Raw genomic sequence first — 21,279 nt, forward strand, 5'->3', positions numbered from 1 at the left:
TAATCCTTATTCGTCGCTATCGAGTTCAACCAGCACACTGCCTTCGCTGACCATATCGCCAACCGCGCAAAACAATGCGCTGACCGTGCCGGCGTGGGCAGCGCGGATGCTGTGTTCCATCTTCATCGCCTCGAGTACTACCAGCGTAGCGCCGGCTTCGACGGCCGCACCGGGCTTGACCGCGATATGCACGATGTTGCCGTTCATCGGCGCGGTTAAGCCACCGCCGTGCTGGGCGTGCGCTTCGGCCTCGGCCAGTGGGTCGAACAGGCTGACACTGAACTGCCGACCTTGCCACGTTAAGAACAAACAGCCACCACGGCGCACGGCGCGCAGGCGCTGCTCATGGATAAACAAGGTGTCATCGCTAAAGCACAGCGCTGGCAGCGCGCCACGCACAACGTGGTCTTGCTCGCCGCACTGTAAGTGCAGGCGCACGCTGGTTTGCCCGTTGAGCTGCCAGCCGTTTTGTTGCTGCCACGGTGAGTGCGGGTCGTCGTTGCGGCTTGCTGGTGGCTCGGTGGCCAGCCATGCGCAGGCGGCGGCTTGCCAGAAGGGTTCGTCCAGCGCCGGCATCGGCGGCAGCAGGGCGCTGTGATGACGTTCGATAAAACCGGTGTCTAGCTCAGCGGCGGCAAATGCCGGATGGGCGAGGGTGCGCTGCAAAAAGGCGATATTGGTGGTGACGCCGCCGACCTGCACGGCATCGAGCAAGGCGAGCAAACGCCGCCGTGCTTGCTCGCGGTCTGCGCCCCAAGCAATCAATTTGCCGAGCATGGGGTCGTAAAACACGCTCACTCTGTCGCCTTCGCTGACGCCGGAATCAATCCGCCAGCCGCTTTGCAGTGGCGGTTCACGGTACAGGCTGAGCGTGCCGGTGGCGGGCAGAAAGCCGCCGTCGCAGTCTTCGGCATACAGACGGACTTCCATGGCGTGGCCATTAAGGGGAATTTGCGCTTGGCTCAGCGGTAGCGGCTCGCCTTGCGCCACTGCTAGCTGCCAAGCGACCAAGTCTTGGCCGGTGATCAGTTCGGTGACCGGATGCTCCACTTGCAGGCGGGTGTTCATTTCCATAAAGAAAAAGTCGCCGCGCTCATCGAGCAAAAACTCCACGGTGCCGGCGCCCACATAGCCAATCGCCTGCGCGGCACGCACGGCCGCCTCGCCCATGGCTTGGCGCAGCTCGGCGCTTAAACCGGGGGCGGGGGCTTCTTCGACCACTTTTTGATGACGGCGCTGGATCGAGCAATCGCGCTCGTGCAGGTACACGGCGTTGCCGTGTTGGTCGGCAAACACTTGGATTTCCACATGGCGCGGCTTGAGCACGTATTTCTCAACCAGCATGCGGCTATCGCCAAAGGCGGCCTGTGCTTCGCGTTGCGCGCTGGCGAGTGCTTCGGCCAAGTGCGCGGGCTGCTCGACCACCTTCATGCCTTTGCCACCACCACCGGCGGCGGCTTTCAGCAGCACGGGGTAGCCGATGCGTTCGGCCTCGACGCGGAAGGTGTCGATGTCTTGTGCTGCACCATGAAAGCCCGGCACCAGCGGCACGCCGGCGGTTTCCATCAGCGCTTTGGCGGCGGATTTGCTGCCCATGGCTTCAATCGCTGCAACCGGCGGGCCGATGAATATCAACCCAGCTTGCTGACAGGCGCGGGCAAATTCAGCATTTTCAGATAAAAACCCGTAGCCTGGGTGGATCGCCTGCGCGCCGCTTTGTTGGGCGGCGGCAATCACTGCGTCGATGCGCAAGTAACTGTCAGCGGGCTTGGCGCTGCCCACGCGCACGGCACTGTCGGCCTCGCGCACATGGCGGGCATGGCTGTCGGCATCGCTGTACACCGCGACCGTGCGCAGGCCGAGGCTTTTGGCGGTACGCATGACGCGGCAGGCGATTTCGCCGCGATTGGCAATCAGAAGGGTGTTGATCATGCCTTGGGCTCCTGCCAGTTGGGTTGGCGCTTGGCCAAGAAAGCTTGCAGACCTTCTTGGCCTTCGGCGCTGCTGCGCAGGCGTGAGATGGCGCCCTCGGTGTAACGGCGCAGCGCCGGCGATAATGCGCCAGGGCCGACTTCCATCAGCAGCGCCTTGCAGGCACGCATGGCTTGGGGGCCGTTGTGCAGCAGGTTATCCACCCAGCTATCTAAGGCTGCTTGCAATTCGTCTGCGCGGTAGCACTCGGCCAACAGGCCTAATTGTTGCGCGCGGACGCCATCAAAACGCTCGGCCGTGAGGCTATAGCGGCGCATGGCGCGCTCACCGATGGCTTTGGTGACAAACGGGCTGATCACCGCTGGGGCGAGGCCGATTTTGACCTCCGAGAGGCAAAACAGCGCATCGTCGGCGCCAATGGCCATGTCACAGCAGGCAATCAGCCCTAGCGCACCGCCAAAGGCTGCGCCTTGCACCACGGCCAGCGTGGGAATAGGCAGCTTGTACAGGTTGGCCATGACTTCAGCCAGCTCGCGGGCATCTTGCAGGTTGGCGTTGTAGTCCAGCTCAGCCGCTTGTTGCATCCAAGCCAGATCAGCACCGGCGGAGAAGTGTTTGCCTTTGCCGCGCAGCAGCATAAAGCGGATGGCTTTGTTGGCTTCGATTTCATCCAGCGCGTGGATCAGCTCGCGAATGACCTCGGCATTGAAGGCGTTGTTTTTCTCGGGGCGGTTAAGCCACAAGGTGGCCACGCCGTTGGCGGCTATATCCAGCGCAATATGGGTGTAAGCAGTCATTTCGAATCTCGTAGGCGTAGGGCCAATCACATGCGGAACACGCCAAAGCGCGTTGGCTCGATGGGGGCGTTCAAGCTGGCAGAAATTGCCAGTGCGAGTACATCGCGGGTTTGTGCCGGGTCGATCACTCCGTCATCCCACAGTCGTGCGCTGGAGTAGTAGGGGTGACCTTGGGCTTCATATTGCGCCACGATGGGGGCTTTGATGGCCGCTTCGTCGTCACTGCTGAAGGGCTCACCGGCGCGCTCAGCTTGTTCGCGCTTGACCTGCGCCAGCACCCCGGCGGCTTGCTCACCGCCCATCACTGAGATGCGCGCGTTGGGCCACATCCACAAAAAACGGGGGTCGTAAGCACGCCCGCACATGCCATAGTTACCGGCGCCAAAGCTGCCGCCAATGATCACCGTGAACTTAGGCACCTGCGCGCAGGCCACGGCGGTGACCAGCTTGGCGCCGTGTTTGGCGATGCCGCCGGCCTCGTACTTTTGCCCGACCATAAAGCCGGTGATGTTCTGCAAAAACAGCAGGGGAATGCCACGCTGGCAGGCCAGCTCAACAAAGTGCGCGCCTTTTTGCGCTGACTCGCTAAACAGAATGCCGTTGTTGGCCAAGATGGCGACGGGGTAGCCGTGCAGATGGGCAAAGCCACACACCAAGGTGGTGCCGTATTGGGCTTTAAATTCATCGAACACTGAGTCATCCACCAAACGGGCGATGACTTCGCGCACATCAAAGGGCTTTTTTAAGTCGCACGGCACAATGCCGTACAGCTCTTCTGCGCTGTAGCGCGGTGGGCGTGGCGTTTGGCATTGCAACTGGCCGGCTTTGCGCCAGTTCAAATTTGCAATGCTGCGCCGCGCAATGGCCAGCGCATGCTCATCGTTTTCGGCGTAATGATCGGCCACGCCACTGGTTTTACAGTGCACATCGGCGCCGCCTAAGTCTTCGGCGCTGACCACCTCGCCAGTGGCGGCTTTCACCAAGGGCGGGCCAGCCAAGAAGATGGTCGCTTGGTTGCGCACCATGATCGACTCATCAGCCATCGCCGGCACATACGCGCCGCCGGCGGTGCACGAGCCCATCACCACAGCAATCTGCGCAATGCCTTGCGCGCTCATGTTGGCTTGGTTGAAGAAGATGCGGCCGAAGTGTTCGCGATCGGGAAACACTTCATCTTGATTGGGCAGGTTGGCGCCGCCTGAGTCCACCAGATAAATACACGGCAGGCGGTTTTGCTGGGCGATGGTTTGCGCGCGCAGGTGCTTTTTCACCGACAGTGGGTAGTAGCTGCCGCCTTTAACCGTGGCATCGTTAGCGACGATCATGCATTCCACGCCCGATACCCGACCAATGCCGGCGATCACTCCAGCGGCAGGCACGTCGGCGTCATACACCTGATGGGCCGCCAGGGTGCTGAGCTCCAGAAACGCAGAGCCGGCATCCAGCAACGCGGCAATCCGCTCGCGCGGCAGTAATTTGCCGCGACTGGTATGACGCGCTTGCGCTTTAGCGCCGCCGCCTTGGGCGATGTTGTCGTGCAACGTTTTAAGCTCGTCCACCAGCGCCTGCATGGCCGCATGGTTGGCAGCAAACTCGGGGCTGCGCGGGTTAATCTGACTTTTGATAACACTCATGACGAACTCCGTCCGCGTGCGGGCTGCGTTATAGGCAGGCGGCGATTTACTTGGTTTCGTTAAACAGCTCGCGGCCGATCAGCATGCGGCGGATTTCGCTGGTGCCGGCGCCAATTTCATACAGCTTGGCATCGCGCAGCAAACGCCCCGCGGGGTATTCGTTGATGTAGCCGTTGCCGCCCAAAATCTGGATGGTGTCGAGCGCCATCTTGGTGGCCATTTCGGCGGTGTAGAGAATCACCGCAGCGGCGTCTTTGCGCGATTCTTCGCCGCGATCACAGGCCTTGGCCACGTTGTAAAGGTAGCTTTTGGACGCGTTCATGCCGGCATACATGTCCGCCACTTTGCCTTGAATCAGCTGGAATTCGCCGATGCTTTGGCCGAACTGTTGACGGTCGTGGATGTAGGGCACGACCACGTCCATGCACGCGCTCATGATGCCGGTCGGACCGCCGGATAACACCGTGCGCTCGTAATCCAGCCCGCTCATTAACACCGCTACGCCACGGCCTTCGCCGCCGAGGATGTTTTCTGCCGGCACTTCGCAATCTTGAAACACCAGCTCGCAGGTGTTGGAGCCGCGCATGCCCAGTTTGTCGAGTTTTTGATGGCGCGAAAAACCTTTGCAATCGCGCTCAACGATAAACGCCGTCATGCCTTTGGAACCGGCGCTGAGGTCGGTTTTGGCGTAGATCACATAGGTATGCGCGTCGGGGCCGTTGGTGATCCACATTTTGTTGCCGTTGAGCACGTAATGGTCGCCACGCTTGTCGGCACGCAGTTTCATGCTCACCACGTCAGAGCCGGCATTGGGCTCGCTCATCGCCAGCGCGCCGATATGCTCGCCGCTACACAGCTTGGGCAGGTATTTGAGCTTTTGCTCGTGGGTGCCGTTTTTGTGGATTTGATTCACGCACAGGTTGGAGTGCGCGCCGTAAGACAAGCCCACCGAGGCCGACGCGCGGGAGATTTCCTCCATCGCCACCACATGCGCCAGGTAGCCCATGTCGGTGCCGCCGTACTCTTCTTTCACCGTCATGCCCAAGAGGCCCATGTCGCCAAACTTGCGCCACATATCCATCGGGAACTGGTTGTCGCGGTCGATATCCGCCGCGCGCGGGGCGAGTTCTTTCTGCGCAAACTGGCGTACGGCGTCGCGCAGCATGTCGATGGTTTCACCAAGACCGAAATTCAGCGAAGGGTGGCTCATGTGAGTAATCCTATTTGTTAGATTTATTAGATAACTATTTGAATTTAATCAGTTCTGCTCAGCGCTTCTTGGCAGCGCTCTTCCGCGGTGTCGAGCTCCAACTGCATGTGCTGGATATCCAACAGCTGCTGCTGCAACTGCGCGCGGCGCTCGGCGATCTTGTGCAAAAAGGTATTCAGCTGCTTGCGATTGCCACCGGCAGGGTCGTACAGCTCGATCAGCTCTTTGCATTCGGCGAGGGAAAAACCAATCCGCTTGCCGCGCAAAATGAGTTTGAGGGTGGTGCGGTCTTTGGCCGTGTATACGCGCTCTTGACCACGCCGCTCGGGCTCCAGCAGGCCTTGTTCTTCGTAAAAACGAATCGCCCGGGTGGTGACATCAAACTCACGGGCTAGATCAGAAATACTGAGGGTGTTCATGGCGCTCTCTCGCTTACCTTGACGTTAACGTAAAGCTAAGTTGACGTTAACGTCAAGACGCCGGCAGCAAAAGGCCGTGCAACGGCTGCCGTGAAGAGCGAGAAGGCAGATGAAGGTGGGCAGCGCGAGAAACACGCTGGCAAGGCCGGTGATCAGGAAGAGCGCCCAGGTCTAAAAGTGCTGGTTGTGCGTTGCGAAAGGTACGCAAGAAGGGTGGTCATGGGCAGTGGCGCGGGCCCAGAAATCACTCGAAAGAACCCAGCCTGACCGGCAGGCTGGGTTCGAGTAATACATTCACTATCTGGTTAAAAGCTTTAATAACAGCTAGTTATGATGCTTTTATGATAAAGCATCTAAAGGTTGCTGCTCGTTTTGCAGCATGCGCTGACACAGGTCGATCAGTTGCTCGCGCATCCAGCGGTTGGCGGGGTCTTGGTCGGTGCTTTCGTGCCAATAGAGGTGGGTTTCCAACGCCGGTACATCTTTAACCGGCAATTCAGCAAAGTGCAGGCTGTGCTGACGGGCGTAGCGCTCGGGTACGGTCATGACCATGTCGCTGTCTTTGACCACCAGCGAGGCCATCAAGTAATGCTGCGAACGCAGGGCAATGCGTCGCTGCAGGCCTTGCTTGCCTAAGGCTAAGTCAATGTAGCCCAAGCCGTTGCGGCGGCTGGAAATGTGGATATGACTCAGGCTCAGGTACTCATCCAGCGTTAGCTTGTCTTTTTTGCCGAAGGGGTGATCTGGGCGCATCACGCAGACGTAGCGATCTTCCAGCAATTTGACATGGCGTACTTGCGGGTCGGTATTGAGCGGCGCATCCACAGCAAAGTCGAGGCGGCCAGCGGCCAGTTCTTTGGTGGTCTCACGGCGCTTGGCCATAAAACTCTCGATGCTGATGTGCGGCGCTTGCTTGCTCAAGCGCTTCATCAGCCGTGGCAGCACCACGGCTTCTGATAAGTCGGTCATGCTGATGCGATAGGTCTTGCTCGCCTCTTGCGGGGCAAAGCTGCGGCTGTCTTGTACCGACACCCGCAGTAGGGTCAAGGCATTACGCACAGGGCCAATAATGTTTTGCGCCATCGGCGTTGGCACCATGCCTTGGGCGGTGCGTACAAACAGCGGATCGTTGAAGGTTTCACGCAGCCGGGCGAGGGCGTTCGACACCGCCGGCTGGGTGATGCCGACGATTTGTCCGGCCCGAGTCAGGTTGGATTCGGTGTAAATGGCGTCAAACACCACGAACAAATTCAAGTCGACCTTGTTCAGAATCATGTTGGCTCCCGAGCTTTGTTGATAGCGCTGTGAATGACGACACTACATATTGGTGATGAATCTTCATAGGCGTCAATAATAGATTAGATAAATCATAAACCCTGACCTACCATCCTTGGCAACCACTCTATTCACCCCACACTCGGGAGCAGCAACGATGCATTTTGATTATTCGCCCAAGGTGAAAGATCTTCAGGCACGCGTCAGTGCATTTATGGATGAGCATGTCTATCCAGCTGAAGCGATCTTTGAACAGCAGGTTGCCGAAGGCGATCGCTGGCAGCCGACGCAAATCATGGAAGAACTCAAAGAGAAGGCCCGTGCCGCTGGCCTGTGGAATTTGTTTTTGCCCGAGTCTGAGCTGGGCGCAGGCCTGAGCAACCTAGAATACGCGCCGCTGGCGGAAATCATGGGCCGCTCCTTGATTGGCCCAGAAGTGTTCAACTGCAGCGCCCCCGACACCGGCAACATGGAAGTGTTGGTGCGCTATGGCAGCGAAGAGCACAAGAAGCAGTGGCTTGAGCCATTACTGCGCGGTGAAATTCGGTCGTGCTTCGGTATGACCGAGCCGGGCGTGGCGTCATCTGATGCCACCAATATGGAAGCCCGCGCCGTGCGTGACGGTGATGAGTGGGTGATCAATGGTCGCAAGTGGTGGACGTCAGGCGCCAATGATCCACGCTGCAAAATCATGATCTTCATGGGGTTGAGTGATCCGGATGCGCCGCGCCATCAGCAGCACTCGATGATTCTGGTGCCGATGGATACTCCCGGCTTAAAAATCGTTCGCCACTTGCCGGTATTCGGTTATGACGATGCCCCGCATGGTCACGCTGAAATCTTGCTGGAAAACGTGCGCGTGCCTTACAGCAATGTCTTGCTGGGTGAGGGCCGTGGCTTTGAAATCGCCCAAGGTCGTCTTGGACCCGGCCGTATCCACCACTGCATGCGTTCAATCGGCTGCGCCGAGCGTGCCTTGGAGTTGATGTGCAAGCGGGCCATGAGCCGTACCGCTTTTGGTAAGCCGCTAGCCCGTCTGGGCGGCAATATCGACAAGATTGCCGACTCGCGCATGGAAATCGATATGGCGCGCCTGTTGACCTTAAAAGCCGCCTACATGATGGACACCGTGGGTAATAAGGTGGCCAAGAGTGAAATCGCTCAGATCAAGGTGGTTGCCCCGAACGTGGCGCTGAATGTGATCGATCGTGCCATTCAAATCCACGGCGGTGCCGGTGTTTCGGGTGACTTCCCGCTGGCGTACTGGTACGCGATGCAACGCACCTTGCGCTTTGCTGACGGCCCTGATGAAGTGCACCGTATGGCCATCGGCAAGCACGAGCTGGGCAAACATATGCCCAAGGCGTAAGACTGCCTAGCCCATCACGCCCGCCTCATGGCGGGCGTTTTTTTTACCGCCGCACAAGAACTGCACATGCCTACGTTGACGATAAAAACACACGCCGCGCTGCTGTTGATGAGTTTTATTACTTGGGGTGTATTTGTGCTGGTTGGCTGGCCTGATTACTACCAAAGCTGGCCACTTAGCATGCAGATAGGCGCGGTTGTCGCCGTGACGCTGATTTACATCCCGCTATCTCGGCTGATTTTGCAGTGGATGACTACTCGCGATTATCTCGGCCACGCGTGGTGGCTGGCGCTGTATCTAACCGTGCCGCTGTTTTGCTACGACGTGGTGTACATCAAGTGGATCGGCGGCGAAGACTGGGGGTTTCTGTACCGGTACTGGTATTTGACCCTGTTTTACTTCTCGTTCTGGTTGCAGTTCCCGTTGGTAGCTAAGTACTGGCTGCGTGAGCCAAACCAGCGTTAGGTCGATGCAGATTCGTTGCACCGACCTAACGGGTAGCTAACGCGGCCGCAGTGCTTACAAACGCAACTTAGCCAAGGCGTGTTGTAGGCGCGCCGAATGCTCGGTCAGAGCGCTGCCCGCCTGCACGGATGCCTCGCTGGTGTGCACGGTCTGCTCGGTGACATCGCGAATGCGCACAATACCCTGACTGATTTCGCCGACGACCTGGCTTTGCTCTTGGGCGGCTGCGGCGATTTGCTGGTTATTGTCACGCATCTGCGCCACCGCTTGGGTGATGGCCTCAAGCGCTTGCGCTGCGGCACCGGCTTGAGTGACACAGGTCTCGGCTTGCTCGCGGCTTTGTCCCATAAAGGTTTGTGCGTCTGCGCTGGCCTTTTCTAGGGCGCCTAAGGTGCTGCCAATTTCATCGGTGGATTGCTGCACGCGCTGGGCGAGGGCGCGCACCTCATCGGCGACCACGGCAAAGCCACGGCCAGACTCACCCGCCCGTGCCGCCTCAATGGCCGCGTTAAGGGCAAGTAAGTTGGTTTGTTCGGCAATGCCATGAATCACCCCCAGCATGCCGCCAATTTGCCGACTGTCATCGACCATGCGTTGCAGTACGCTGGCGGTTTTCTCAACCCCTTGTGCTAGGCGTTCAATCGCTTGCGATGCGCCGTTGACTACCGTGGCGCCGTCACCGGCTAAACGATCGGCCTCTTTGGATTGATCCCGCGTATTGGTCGCGTGCTCGGCCACTTGCAGCACGGTCGCGCTCATTTGCTCCATGGCGGTGGCTGCCATGGTGGTTTCTGCTTGTTGATGTTGCAGCGCCGCACCACTGGCCTGCATGCGCTGGCGCAGTTGACTGGCTTCGTGGTCAATCTGCTGCGCCACTTCTTGTGCGGTCTGCAGCACTAGCTGATAGCTGGCCTGCATCTCGTTGAACGCCCGCGCCATCTGCGCCACTTCATCAGTGCCGATAAACTTGGCGCGTACCGTGAGATCACCCTCGCGCTGTGCCTTCAGCATGCTGTTCTTAAGCGAAATCAGGTGACTCAAGATGAAATGGATCAGGAGCTGCGAAGCCACCAGCACCAACAGCATCAACAGCGCCACCGCCACGGCGTAGGTGAACGCACGCTCAGCAAACAGCTGCCAATAGCCATAGCCGACCACCTTAGTCGCGCGGCTTTGAGCCTCACTGAGCGTGCCTAATACTGGGTTTGCCTGCCAATAACTCGACTCTTGAATCTGCCAGCGCTGTTCGGCGCTAGCCAGTGCTTGCGCCTGCTCGCGCAGGGCATCGTTACGGCCGTGGGTTTCTAGCTGTAATGCCAAGAGCACCAACAATAACGTGACGATAAATGAGACGCCGTTGACGGCCCAGAATTTGTAGCGCAGTGACAGGGAATGAAGCATGCCAAGACCTCATGTCGGCAAAGGGTGCGTCCGTGTGGTCGGCGGCACCGTCGATAACTTGATGTTTTACGAGCAGATTTCTATGGCGCAGGGCCTATTGAGGCCGGCAGCGGGATAAGTTTGCGCACGTCCAAATGATAGAAGTGTTGCGCCTGCTCATCGTCCCAAAGGATTCCGTGCTCGCTGTAGATCGCCTTAGGGGGCGATAACGACGTCAGGCTGACCTTGCCGCGCCGAGGATGCAGGTAGCCGGGGCTAAATGCGCCTTCACGGTACTGAAAGTCATGAATTTTGCCGGTGGGTATGTCAGCGGCATGCGGGTCGTAGCTGATCTCCCACACTTCGCCTAAGGCGGCGCTGTACAGAACAAAGCTTTGCCGCTGCGCAAAGTGCCATGCGCCATCGAGCGTTTGCGCACGCTGTTGCCCATCGGCAGCCATTAAGGGCCAGCGTAAGCTTTGCGTGGCGTCACACAGCCAAACCACAGCCAAACCAGCGTCGTCTGTGGTTTGCAACTGCAACTGCACCTCGCCGGCGCTTAACAGCACCGGCACATCCGCTTTTGGGCATTGCCCGTAGACCTGTGAAGCCCCTGCAACAAACAACCAGATTAGCCAACGCATCACCGTGACCTAAAGCCGTTATGACCGTTGACACGGTAACGGTCCGTGCGGGCGATCAGCATGACGTGAGGCAAGTGAATCAGATTTTGCGCTAAGCGATTGAGCGCGAATTAAGCGCGCGAGAAGAGGCAAAAAGCAGCGGGGAGGGGCGTGTTATCCCGACGATAATAGGCAGCCCGCAAATGGCCTGTCTAGCGTTTGCAGGCAATTGGATGAATAAAGCTGACATTGGTCAGGCAAGTGCGTTTTTTGCTGAAAAAAACCTCCCGCCATGCGTTGCAATGACGTAGGCTGAAATTGTCGCCAAGGTTTTTCGCGACGTTTTTGTTGTTTGGTTGAAGAAGGAATGCCCTATGCAAGTCCAGGTTCACAGTGACAACCACATTGAAGGCAGTGCACGCCTAGCTACCTGGGTCAGCACTATCGTTGCTGATCGTTTTGACCGCTTTAGTGAGGACCTTACCCGCGTTGTTGTACATTTTCATGACGACAACGCCCATAAGAGTGGCGCCGCTGATAAGCGTTGCCAAATCGAAGCAAGACCCAAAGGTCGCCAACCGCTATCCGTCACCCACAAAGCAGAATCGCTGGAGTTTGCCTTTGATGGCGCCGTTGAGAAGTTGATTCATGCCCTTGACCATCAAATGGGCAAGTTACGCAGCAAGCGCGGTGGCGTGCGTGAGGACGGTGACAGCAGTGACAACGTGGACCAACTGCTAGAGGAAGACTTTCTCGCTGAGGAGCAACTGCGTAGCGCTTGATGCTTAGCGCACACGCTCATAGCACCATAAAAAACGCCGGTTAGCGCACGCTACCGGCGTTTTTCGTGCTTCAAGCTAAAGCACAGCAGGCATCAGTCTTGGCGACTGGTGACTTCTAACAGGTGATAACCAAATTGGGTTTTCACTGGGCCTTGCACTTCGCCGACCGGGGCGCTGAACACGACTTCGTCGAACTCTTTAACCATTTGGCCACGACCAAAAGCGCCCAAGTCACCGCCTTGGCTGCCACTGGGGCAGGAGGAGTTTTCTTTAGCCACTTGCGCAAAGTCAGCGCCGCCAGCGATTGCTGCTTTGAGTTCGTTGCACTTGTCTTCGGTTGAAACCAGGATGTGGCGAGCGGTTGCACGAGCCATAAATATGTCCTCAGGTTGAAAAGGCATAGCCTAGCGATTGAGCAGGTGAAAGCAAGCCTGCTGGTATTGTCATTTCATCTTTGCGCTAAAGGCCCGTCAGAAAGCGGTAAAGCCTGTCGATTTGCTGGGCGCTGTCGAAGGTTTGGCTTTAAAACCCAGAAGAATAGTGCTGGATTAGGACGCAAAAACTACCGAGCAACAAAGCCGTTCGAGTTGCTGAGTGCTCTGGTGTTTTAAGCTGATTATTTGCGGGGTACTTAGGCATTTATTCCGCCCTGCTGGGCGGCTTCCTTTTGGCAATCGCCCCAAAAGGAAGCAAAAAGTCTTGCCCCTGCAGCCGGGTTTGGCCGTTGGCCAAACTGCCTTCACTCCATCATTGTTCCAGAGGCCCGCCGCGAAGGGCCGTCCTGGCCCATCGCGGCTTTCGTGGCGTCCTTGCCGCTCAACCTCTTGCACAACGATTGCGTTCAGCCCGCTGAAAGGGGCGGAGGGTGCAGGTCGAAGGTTTGACTTTAAAACTATGGATCAGGGCTCAAAATCTACCGAGCAACAAAGCCGTTCGAGTTGCTGAGTGCTCTGGTGTTTTCAGCTGATTATTTGTGGGGTACTTAGGCATTTATTCCGCCCTGCTGGGCGGCTTCCTTTTGGCAGTCGCCCCAAAAGGAAGCAAAAAGTCTTGCCCCTGCAGCCGGGTTTGGCCGTTGGCCAAACTGCCTTCACTCCATCATTGTTCCAGAGGCCCGCCGCGAAGGGCCGTCCTGGCCCATCGCGGCTTTCGCGGCATCCTTGCCGCTCAACCTCTTACACAATGACTGCGTTCAGCCCGCTGAAAGGGGCAGAGTGTGCCAGCTCTAAAATGCCTAGTTTCTTCGGCGGCAAAATGCAGCAATCGACCAGAAAGCAGCAGCTCGATCAGGCGACTCGGACAAAGTCCCCGTCAGGAGGCTGAAACGGAGCGAAGCGGAGTAACAGCCGTAGGCTGGCCCGCAGGGCGAGCGCAGCGAGTACTGGAGGTGTTGCGCAGAGGGGCGAGCGGCCCGGATGGCCGCGACGACTGCATGGATGCAGGAGTTAGGGCGAAGCAGGATGCCAGAGCCGAGAGGTATAACGGGCCATGGATGGCCCGTGTATGCCGACCCTCGGAGCAGCACCGGAAGGAGGGTAGTTTGGTGGCGTAGCCGCCAAACCCGTATGCCGGGGTGCCCTTCTCTTTGGTTACTTTCTCTTGGGCACGCAAGAGAAAGTGACTCGCCGTAAGGGCGAAAAACGATTTAACGATCTCGCAAAATAAAAAACCCCGCACAAGGCGGGGCTTCGTCTTTCTATTCGCTGCCCCAAACATCCATTTCAGGTAACCGCGTTTTTTATTGCCTAATGGTCTTGCCCCACCTCAATCCCAGCTCAACGCCCCACCGGTTTGATACTCAATCACGCGAGTCTCGAAGAAGTTCTTTTCCTTCTTGAGGTCCATGATTTCGCTCATCCACGGGAAGGGGTTGGTTGTGCCCGGATATTCTTCTTTCAAGCCGATTTGCGACAGGCGACGGTTGGCGATGAATTTGAGGTAGTCCTCCATCATGGCCGCGTTCATGCCCAGCACGCCGCGCGGCATGGTGTCGCGTGCGTATTCGATCTCCAGCTGAGTGCCTTGCAGAATCATCTGCGTGGCTTCGTCTTTCATGGCCGCATCCCACAGGTGCGGGTTTTCGATCTTGATCTGGTTGATCACGTCGATGCCGAAGTTCAGGTGCATCGACTCGTCACGCAGGATGTATTGGAACTGCTCGGCGACGCCGGTCATCTTGTTGCGACGGCCCATGGACAGAATCTGGGTGAAGCCACAGTAGAAGAACACGCCTTCCAATACGCAGTAATAAGCGATCAGGTTGCGCAGCAGCTCTTTGTCGGTTTCGACGGTGCCGGTATTGAACTGTGGATCAGAAATGGCGCGGGTGTACTTAAGGCCCCACGCGGCTTTCTTCGCGACGGAGGGAATCTCGTGGTACATGTTGAAGATCTCGCCTTCATCCATGCCCAGTGACTCGATGCAGTACTGATAGGCGTGCGTGTGGATCGCCTCTTCAAAGGCCTGACGCAGGATGTACTGGCGGCACTCAGGGTTGGTGATCAAACGGTACACGGCCAAAGCGAGGTTGTTGGCGACCAGCGAGTCAGCGGTTGAGAAGAAGCCCAAGTTGCGCATGACGATACGGCGCTCGTCATCGGTCAGGCCGTCTTTGCTCTTCCATAACGCGATGTCGGCGTTCATGTTCACTTCTTGCGGCATCCAGTGGTTGGCGCAACCATCCAGATACTTTTGCCACGCCCAGTCGTACTTAAACGGTACTAACTGGTTGAGATCAGAGCGGCAGTTGATCATGCGCTTAGAGTCGACGGTGACGCGTGCGCTAGAGCCTTCCAGCTCATCCAGGCCTTCTTGGATGTCCAGTTGGTTCAGCGCGGACTTGGCGCGAGCGACCGCGTCGGAGTCATCCGAGGTGACTTCACGAGCGTCTTGCACGGCGCTTTCTGCGACGTTGTCCAGCTTATCCAGTGCGGCTTGCGCGACGTGCGGCGCTGCTTTGGCAGCGGGCTTGGCGGCAACGGCGTCTTCCTGATCGAATTCGTCCCAACTCAACATGGTGGGTTATCTCCTGTTTGGTCGAACGGGCCGGTCGCGCCGGCGCTTGTTTTAAACGGTGGGTGCGCAGCGGGCAGGGTGGCTGCCCGCTGGCTTTACGGTGTTATTGGCAGGCTTCGCAGTCTGGGTCGTCCAGCGAGCAAGCCTTGGGTACCGCTGCTGGCGCTGGTGCGCTTTGCAGGGTATCGCTGCCACCTGACGACACGGCGTTCAGCTTGCCGGTGTTGATGGTCGACTTCTCGGTGCTGGTCGCCGCCAAGGCACGCAGGTAATAGGTGGTTTTCAGACCACGGAACCAGGCCATGCGGTAGGTGATATCGAGCTTTTTGCCGCTGGCGCCGTTGATGTACAGGTTCAGCGATTGCGCTTGGTCGATCCACTTTTGCCGGCGGCTTGCTGCGTCCACAATCCACTTGGTTTCTACTTCAAACGCGGTGGCGTAGAGGTCTTTCAAATCTTGCGGAATGCGCTCGATTTGCTGCACGGAGCCGTCGTAGTACTTGAGGTCGTTAACCATGACGCTGTCCCACAAGTCGCGCGCTTTCAGGTCGCGCACCAGGTAGGGGTTGATCACGGTGAACTCGCCGGACAGGTTCGACTTCACATACAGGTTTTGGTAGGTCGGCTCGATCGACTGCGATACGCCGGTGATGTTGGCGATGGTGGCGGTCGGCGCGATGGCCATGATGTTGGAGTTACGAATACCTTTTTGTACGCGCTCACGCACCGGCGCCCAGTCAAAGCTGGCGGACTGGTCCATGTCGATGTACTTGGCACCGCGCGACTCTTTCAGCAGCTCGATCGAGTCCAGCGGCAGAATGCCCTTGGACCACAACGAACCCTCAAAGCTTGAGTAGGCGCCACGCTCATCGGCCAGATCACAAGAGGCTTGGATGGCGTAGTAGCTGATCGCTTCCATCGAGCGGTCGGCGAATTCGATCGCGGCATCAGAGCCGTAAGCCAAGTGCTGCAGGTACAGCGCATCTTGGAAGCCCATCAAACCCAAGCCGACCGGACGGTGCTTGAAGTTGGAGTTCTTCGCTTGCGGCACGCTGTAGTAGTTGATGTCGACCACGTTATCCAGCATGCGCACGGCGGTGCGTACGGTCTTTTCTAGCTTGGTGAGGTCTAGCTGGCCGTCCACGATGTGGTTAACCAAGTTGACCGAGCCGAGGTTACAGACCGCGATCTCATCCTTGTTGGTGTTCAAGGTGATTTCGGTACATAGGTTGGAGGAGTGCACCACGCCAACGTGCTGCTGCGGGCTGCGCAGGTTGCATGGGTCTTTGAAGGTCAGCCATGGGTGGCCGGTTTCAAACAGCATGGACAGCATCTTGCGCCACAGGTCTTTGGCCGCGATGGTCTTGTGCAGCTTGATCTTGCCGTAGCCGGCCATGGCTTCGTAGTACTCGTAACGCTCTTCGAAGGCCTTACCGGTTAAGTCATGCAGATCAGGCACGTCGGACGGCGAGAACAGCGTCCAGGGGCCGTCTTCAAACACGCGCTTCATGAACAGGTCAGGAATCCAGTTCGCGGTGTTCATGTCGTGCGTGCGGCGGCGGTCGTCACCGGTGTTCTTACGCAGCTCGAGGAATTCCTCGATGTCCATGTGCCAGGTTTCAAGGTAGGCACACACCGCGCCTTTGCGCTTGCCACCTTGGTTGACGGCCACTGCGGTGTCGTTAACCACTTTCAGGAACGGCACCACGCCTTGGCTCTTGCCGTTGGTGCCTTTGATGTAAGCACCAAGGGCGCGAACGGGCGTCCAGTCGTTACCCAAGCCGCCGGCAAACTTCGACAGCAGGGCGTTATCGCGGATTGCGTCGTAAATGCCGCCCAGATCATCGGGCACGGTGGTCAGGTAGCAGCTCGACAGCTGCGGGCGCAGGGTGCCGGCGTTGAACAGGGTCGGTGTGGAGCTCATGTAATCAAAGCTCGACAGCAAGTTGTAGAACTCGATGGCGCGCTCTTCTTTGTTTTGCTCCTCAATCGCCAAGCCCATGGCGACGCGCATAAAGAACACTTGGGGCAGCTCAAAACGGATGCCGTCTTTATGAATAAAGTAGCGGTCGTACAGCGTTTGCAGGCCCAGATAAGTGAACTGCTGATCGCGCTCATGCTCGATAGCCGCACCCAGCTTGGCGAGGTCGAAGGTCATCAGCTTGGCATCTAGCAGCTCAAACTCGACGCCTTTTTCGATATAGGCGGCGAGGGCTTGCGGGTACAGGTTGACCATCTCGTGGTGCGTTGCACGCTCGGCCACTTGCAGGAAGCTCAGGGCCTCAGCGCGCAAGGTGTCCATCAACAAACGGGCGGTCACGTAGGTGTAGTTGGGTTCGCGCTCGACCAGTGTGCGGGCGGTCATGACCAGCGCGGTGCTGACGTCTTTTTCCGTAACGCCGTCATAGAGGTTCTTCAGCGTTTCTTTCTGGATCAGCTCGCCGTCAACTTCTTCCAAGCCTTCGCAGGCTTCGCGGATCAGAATTTGCAGACGACCAAGGTCCAGCGCGACTTTCTGGCCGTCGGCCATGGTCACACGAATGCTGGGGTGCGGTTTGGCGGGAGCGTCGGCGCTGCGCTTAGCGCGCTCTTGGGCGCGGGCATCACGGTACAGCACGTAATCGCGCGCGACTTTGTGCTCGCCGCCACGCATCAGGGCCAGTTCGACTTGGTCTTGAATTTCTTCGATGTGAATCGTGCCGCCCGAAGGCATGCGGCGCTTAAACGTGGCCGAGACTTGCTCAGTCAGGCGCTCAACGGTGCTGTGAATCCGTGAAGAGGCGGCCGCCGTGCCGCCTTCGACCGCAAGAAAAGCCTTGGTGATGGCCACGCTAATCTTGTCGTCGGTGTACGGCACCACAGTGCCGTTACGCTTGATCACTCGCAACTGGCCGGGGGCCGTGGCGTTCAACTCGTTCGGAGTGTCTTCTAGAGGAACGCTGCCAGCTTGGGGCTGTTCGCGAGAGAGGTCGGTCTGCATGGGTGTCTCCACGTCTTCTCTTATTAATGGCATGTGGGTTAAAAAGCGCCGGGGCAGTCCATGCCCCAACGCTGGCCGAGCGATAGCGCGGCCAAGTCATGGTTTGGGAAATAAAGGGGGACGTAAGCGCCTCCCTGGCCCAAACCGTCGATTGATCTACACGACAGATCAACCACAACACCTTGTGGTGGCACAACCACAAGACGAATTGCAAGCAAATGACGTTCAGGGTGTAGAACGCCAAGGCGGCAGGGTGGCCCTGCACGCCATTTCACACATCCTATTGCTACTTTTCTCAACCGCCGATGACGGCATTTAAGCCAAATAAAGCACTTGACAGTGACGCCTTAGCTTGTGTTGAGCTTTTGCTTGGAAACCCTATATATAGGGGTTGCTGTTCGATGGGCTACAAGATAATGCGGCTAATGAGGCTTTGCAAGCCGACGAAACCGCTACCGGCTGTGGATAACCTGTGGGTTATTTGTGGGCACTTTGGAATAACTGCAGCGAGGCCAGCTCTCATCGGGCTTGAGCCGTTCGTCGAGGTTTTAACAGAAATTTATCAGCGCCAGCGTCGCCGAGAAGCGGATAATTTTACTGATCGATTTGTGATACGAAACACAACATCTTGTGTTTCGTATCGCGGCATCGGTAACAGGCTACGAAGCGCAGGAGAAATAACTCACCACACAAAGGTTGTTGGCGTCTCTTTGCGCGGTTCTGCCTCTGCGTCGTGTGTTGTTAAACTCCACCAGCCCAAACCACCTTGCACGAGAACAGGCACCCCATGGCTGATTTAGCTGAGCGCATATTGATTGTTGAGGATGATGCCCGGCTGGCGGAGTTGATCGGCGAGTATTTACAGGACAGCGGCCTGAGGGTCAGCCACGAACCCGATGGCGGCCAAGCCGTGCGGCGGGTGCTCGATGAGCAGCCCGACTTGGTGGTGCTGGACGTGATGCTGCCCGGCGAGGACGGCTTGAGTATTTGTAAGCGGCTGCGCCCCGCCTATCAAGGCGCAATCCTTATGTTGACCGCCCGCACCGATGATATGGACCAAGTGCTGGGCTTAGAAATTGGTGCCGACGACTACGTTTGTAAGCCCGTACGCCCCAGGTTACTGCTGGCGCGCATTCGTGCCTTGCTGCGCCGTGGTCGCGTGGATAGCAGCGAAGGAGGGCGCCAGCGCTTAACCTTTGGTCGCTTGTGCTTGGATCAAAGCGCGCGCGAAGCGACCCTGGACGAAGCCGTTGTCGATTTAACCTCAGCAGAGTTCGACTTGTTGTGGTTGCTGGCGAGTAGGGCTGGGCAAATCCTCTCGCGCGAGGAAATCTTTGCCGCGCTGCGCGGTATCGAATACGACGGACAAGATCGCTCCGTGGATGTGCGCATTTCCCGCATTCGCCCCAAAATTGGCGACGACCCGCTCCAACCGCGCATTATCAAAACGGTTCGCAGCAAAGGCTATTTATTCGTTAGCGATAACGCCTGATGCTGAACTCGATCTTTGTTCGCATTTACTTAGGCCTAGTGCTCACCGTCTTGATCGTCAGTGGGCTGGGGCTGTTGGTCTTGCAGCAAATTAATCAAAGCCGCGAAGTTGGTTACCGCGAGTCGTTAGCCAGCGGCACCATGCACTTGCTGGCCAGCCAGCTGGCTGAGCAAGATCCATTACAACGCGGGCAAAGTCTCACCGCGTGGAGTCGCTTGTTTGCCGCGCCAATGCGTTTGCTACCGCCTCAAGCGCTGGCGTTGAGCCCGCTGCAACTCGCCCGCTTAGAGGCTCATGACGTGGTGGTGGTACCGAGTGGCGAGCAAGAGCTGGCTTTATTTCAAACGGTCAATGACGATCTGGTGCTGAACATCCGCCTGAATCAAGTCAGCGAGCAGTGGGGTAGAGCCACACTGTTCATTGTTATGGATGAGCTCTTGCGTGCCCCTGAAGCTGAACGCCAAGCGTATCTGGCCAAGCTTAATGAGCGACATCACTTCGGTATCCCCGTGAGGCTTTTTAGCCCGCATCAAGCAGGGTTGGATGCCGATCAATTTCGCCGTTTAGACGAAGGCGATACAGTTATTACTTTGGCCGCCGATGGCGATGCTGTGACGATTTACCTAGGCGTAGTGGGCAGTCGCGAGGTTTTAGGATTGGGCCCTATCCTACGCTTTAACCCGTACCCGCCGAGCTTGATGTTGCTGATCGCGGTGATGGTGATGTTATTGATCGGCCTAACCTTGTACGGCTTGGTCTACCGCCTTGAGCGGCGGGTGGAAACCATCGAGCGCGCCGCCAGCGACATTGCTGCCGGCAGTCTAGATACCCGCGTGCCGATACGCGGGCGTGACTCCGTTGGCCGCTTGGCCAGCCGCTTTAATGACATGGCCGCGCGGTTGCAGCGCTTGATTGTGTTGCAGCGCGAAATGATTCGCGGCGCCTCACACGAACTGCGCACACCGGTCGCCCGCTTACGCTTTGGCTTGGAAATGCTGGAACAAGCACGCGATGAAGAACGGCGCCAGCGCTACCTCAAAGGCATGGATGGCGACCTGCAAGAACTCGACAAGCTCATCGATGAAATCCTGACGTATGCACGCCTAGAACAAGGCAATCCCGCGCTGACCTTCGAGCGCGTCGATGTACAGGCCATCTTGCAGCAAGCCGCAGATGAGTTAGGCCCGCTGCGGCAAGCGGTACACATCGAGGTTATGCCGGTCGACTCAAGCCTCAGCGAAGACCGCTGGTTAACCGATGCCGCGCAGTTTTACCTCAATCGTGCGGTGCAAAATCTGCTATCAAATGCGCTGCGTCACGCCACTGGCCAAGTACGGCTAACCTATCGAGTCGACCGTCATCGCTGCCAAATTGATGTTGAGGATGACGGCCCCGGCATTGCGCAAAGTGATTGGGAAAACCTGTTCACCCCGTTCATGCGCTTAGATGACAGCCGCACGCGCAGTTCAGGTGGTTATGGGTTAGGGCTTTCTATCGTGCGACGGGTTATTTATTGGCATGGCGGACGCGCTTTGGTGGCGCACAGCCAGTCGCTAGGCGGCGCCAAATTCAGTCTTATCTGGCCGCGACGACAAAATTTAGCGCACGAGCGTGACGAGCGGCGCGTTACAAAAAATTACACAGATCATACACGCCAGTCATAGACCCCTAACTTTGGTTAGGCCAGACTAGCGGCGCGTTTCTGATGGAACGCAGGTGAGGTTGTAGTAGAGCCGTGCTTCGGCCGGTTCTATCCATTTTCTCCAAGATTGAGATGCGGGAGTCCATTAGGACTCCCTTTTTTTTGGCAAAAAAAATTTTTAACGAGATGCCTTGCATCTGTGATGGGTCGAGCTAGATTTCAAAAGCAGCTTTTGGAGTGCTGCTTTCTTAAATCACAGGAGGT

Annotated in this window: 16 protein-coding genes; 5 read left to right on the plus strand and 11 right to left on the minus strand. The window is 57.5% G+C overall.

The genetic code is table 11. The annotated features are described in order from the left end of the window. Positions 1 to 6 precede the first annotated feature (6 nt). The 6 genes from MKI83_RS07410 to MKI83_RS07435 form a co-directional block, all read right to left on the minus strand. Entirely contained in the window at positions 7 to 1,932 is a 1,926-nt protein-coding gene (locus tag MKI83_RS07410; protein ID WP_241584553.1) for an acetyl/propionyl/methylcrotonyl-CoA carboxylase subunit alpha, read from the minus strand. Further along, the gene (locus tag MKI83_RS07415; protein WP_241584556.1) at positions 1,929 to 2,729 is read right to left on the minus strand and encodes a gamma-carboxygeranoyl-CoA hydratase; all 801 of its coding nucleotides are present in this window, start codon (positions 2,727 to 2,729) and stop codon (positions 1,929 to 1,931) included. The genes MKI83_RS07410 and MKI83_RS07415 overlap by 4 nt, the downstream gene beginning before the upstream one ends. A 26-nt stretch (positions 2,730 to 2,755) precedes the next feature. Then, a complete protein-coding gene (locus MKI83_RS07420) occupies positions 2,756 to 4,363 on the minus strand; it encodes a carboxyl transferase domain-containing protein (RefSeq protein ID WP_241584559.1) in 1,608 nt (535 codons plus the stop codon). Positions 4,364 to 4,409: 46 nt separating this feature from the next. Next, complete coding sequence (locus MKI83_RS07425; protein WP_241584562.1) at positions 4,410 to 5,573, minus strand: isovaleryl-CoA dehydrogenase; 1,164 nt, start codon at positions 5,571 to 5,573, stop codon at positions 4,410 to 4,412. A gap of 44 nt (positions 5,574 to 5,617) precedes the next feature. Beyond that, positions 5,618 to 5,992, minus strand: a complete 375-nt coding sequence (locus tag MKI83_RS07430) for a MerR family transcriptional regulator (RefSeq protein ID WP_241584564.1) — start codon at positions 5,990 to 5,992, stop codon at positions 5,618 to 5,620. Positions 5,993 to 6,331: 339 nt separating this feature from the next. Then, complete coding sequence (locus MKI83_RS07435) at positions 6,332 to 7,267, minus strand: LysR family transcriptional regulator (protein WP_241584568.1); 936 nt, start codon at positions 7,265 to 7,267, stop codon at positions 6,332 to 6,334. 157 nt (positions 7,268 to 7,424) lie between these two features. On the opposite strand from MKI83_RS07435, the gene MKI83_RS07440 reads away from it, so the two are divergent. Beyond that, positions 7,425 to 8,636, plus strand: a complete 1,212-nt coding sequence (locus MKI83_RS07440) for an acyl-CoA dehydrogenase (RefSeq protein WP_241584570.1) — start codon at positions 7,425 to 7,427, stop codon at positions 8,634 to 8,636. Between the two features lie 66 nt (positions 8,637 to 8,702). Next, the gene (locus MKI83_RS07445) at positions 8,703 to 9,101 is read left to right on the plus strand and encodes a hypothetical protein (RefSeq protein ID WP_241584573.1); all 399 of its coding nucleotides are present in this window, start codon (positions 8,703 to 8,705) and stop codon (positions 9,099 to 9,101) included. A 54-nt stretch (positions 9,102 to 9,155) separates the two neighbouring features. Here MKI83_RS07445 and MKI83_RS07450 read toward each other — a convergent pair whose 3' ends face one another. Together MKI83_RS07450 and MKI83_RS07455 are read right to left on the minus strand one after the other, a co-directional pair. Next, positions 9,156 to 10,502, minus strand: coding sequence for a methyl-accepting chemotaxis protein (locus MKI83_RS07450; protein WP_241584575.1), 1,347 nt, complete (start codon positions 10,500 to 10,502; stop codon positions 9,156 to 9,158). An 80-nt stretch (positions 10,503 to 10,582) separates the two neighbouring features. After that, positions 10,583 to 11,125, minus strand: a complete 543-nt coding sequence (locus MKI83_RS07455) for a hypothetical protein (protein WP_241584577.1) — start codon at positions 11,123 to 11,125, stop codon at positions 10,583 to 10,585. A gap of 353 nt (positions 11,126 to 11,478) precedes the next feature. On the opposite strand from MKI83_RS07455, the gene MKI83_RS07460 reads away from it, so the two are divergent. After that, positions 11,479 to 11,886, plus strand: a complete 408-nt coding sequence (locus MKI83_RS07460; RefSeq protein ID WP_241584579.1) for an HPF/RaiA family ribosome-associated protein — start codon at positions 11,479 to 11,481, stop codon at positions 11,884 to 11,886. Positions 11,887 to 11,978: 92 nt separating this feature from the next. Here MKI83_RS07460 and MKI83_RS07465 read toward each other — a convergent pair whose 3' ends face one another. The 3 genes from MKI83_RS07465 to MKI83_RS07475 form a co-directional block, all read right to left on the minus strand. Next, positions 11,979 to 12,260 carry a peptidylprolyl isomerase gene (locus tag MKI83_RS07465; protein WP_241584581.1) on the minus strand — a complete coding sequence of 94 codons (282 nt, stop codon included), beginning with the start codon at positions 12,258 to 12,260 and terminating at the stop codon, positions 11,979 to 11,981. A 1,390-nt stretch (positions 12,261 to 13,650) separates the two neighbouring features. Further along, the gene (locus MKI83_RS07470; protein ID WP_241584582.1) at positions 13,651 to 14,901 is read right to left on the minus strand and encodes a ribonucleotide-diphosphate reductase subunit beta; all 1,251 of its coding nucleotides are present in this window, start codon (positions 14,899 to 14,901) and stop codon (positions 13,651 to 13,653) included. Between the two features lie 103 nt (positions 14,902 to 15,004). Next, entirely contained in the window at positions 15,005 to 17,881 is a 2,877-nt protein-coding gene (locus MKI83_RS07475; protein WP_241584585.1) for a ribonucleoside-diphosphate reductase subunit alpha, read from the minus strand. Positions 17,882 to 18,668: 787 nt separating this feature from the next. Here MKI83_RS07475 and MKI83_RS07480 point away from each other — a divergent pair. Beyond that, complete coding sequence (locus MKI83_RS07480) at positions 18,669 to 19,373, plus strand: response regulator (RefSeq protein ID WP_241584588.1); 705 nt, start codon at positions 18,669 to 18,671, stop codon at positions 19,371 to 19,373. Beyond that, positions 19,373 to 21,037: an ATP-binding protein gene (locus tag MKI83_RS07485; RefSeq protein ID WP_241584590.1), complete on the plus strand. Its 1,665-nt coding sequence runs from the start codon at positions 19,373 to 19,375 to the stop codon at positions 21,035 to 21,037. The genes MKI83_RS07480 and MKI83_RS07485 overlap by 1 nt, the downstream gene beginning before the upstream one ends. Positions 21,038 to 21,279: the final 242 nt, after the last annotated feature.

Origin of the sequence: Atopomonas sediminilitoris, from assembly GCF_022601735.1 — a bacterium.
GTDB lineage: Bacteria > Pseudomonadota > Gammaproteobacteria > Pseudomonadales > Pseudomonadaceae > Atopomonas > Atopomonas sediminilitoris.

Coding starts and splice junctions, on each gene's coding strand:
- MKI83_RS07475 (WP_241584585.1), bottom strand. CDS start 17,881: ATGCAGACCGACCTCTCTCGCGAACAGCCCCAAGCTGGCAGCGTTCCT.
- MKI83_RS07485 (WP_241584590.1), top strand. CDS start 19,373: ATGCTGAACTCGATCTTTGTTCGCATTTACTTAGGCCTAGTGCTCACC.
- MKI83_RS07430 (WP_241584564.1), bottom strand. CDS start 5,992: ATGAACACCCTCAGTATTTCTGATCTAGCCCGTGAGTTTGATGTCACC.
- MKI83_RS07450 (WP_241584575.1), bottom strand. CDS start 10,502: ATGCTTCATTCCCTGTCACTGCGCTACAAATTCTGGGCCGTCAACGGC.
- MKI83_RS07425 (WP_241584562.1), bottom strand. CDS start 5,573: ATGAGCCACCCTTCGCTGAATTTCGGTCTTGGTGAAACCATCGACATG.
- MKI83_RS07420 (WP_241584559.1), bottom strand. CDS start 4,363: ATGAGTGTTATCAAAAGTCAGATTAACCCGCGCAGCCCCGAGTTTGCT.
- MKI83_RS07460 (WP_241584579.1), top strand. CDS start 11,479: ATGCAAGTCCAGGTTCACAGTGACAACCACATTGAAGGCAGTGCACGC.
- MKI83_RS07435 (WP_241584568.1), bottom strand. CDS start 7,267: ATGATTCTGAACAAGGTCGACTTGAATTTGTTCGTGGTGTTTGACGCC.
- MKI83_RS07410 (WP_241584553.1), bottom strand. CDS start 1,932: ATGATCAACACCCTTCTGATTGCCAATCGCGGCGAAATCGCCTGCCGC.
- MKI83_RS07480 (WP_241584588.1), top strand. CDS start 18,669: ATGGCTGATTTAGCTGAGCGCATATTGATTGTTGAGGATGATGCCCGG.
- MKI83_RS07440 (WP_241584570.1), top strand. CDS start 7,425: ATGCATTTTGATTATTCGCCCAAGGTGAAAGATCTTCAGGCACGCGTC.
- MKI83_RS07465 (WP_241584581.1), bottom strand. CDS start 12,260: ATGGCTCGTGCAACCGCTCGCCACATCCTGGTTTCAACCGAAGACAAG.
- MKI83_RS07445 (WP_241584573.1), top strand. CDS start 8,703: ATGCCTACGTTGACGATAAAAACACACGCCGCGCTGCTGTTGATGAGT.
- MKI83_RS07470 (WP_241584582.1), bottom strand. CDS start 14,901: ATGTTGAGTTGGGACGAATTCGATCAGGAAGACGCCGTTGCCGCCAAG.
- MKI83_RS07415 (WP_241584556.1), bottom strand. CDS start 2,729: ATGACTGCTTACACCCATATTGCGCTGGATATAGCCGCCAACGGCGTG.
- MKI83_RS07455 (WP_241584577.1), bottom strand. CDS start 11,125: ATGCGTTGGCTAATCTGGTTGTTTGTTGCAGGGGCTTCACAGGTCTAC.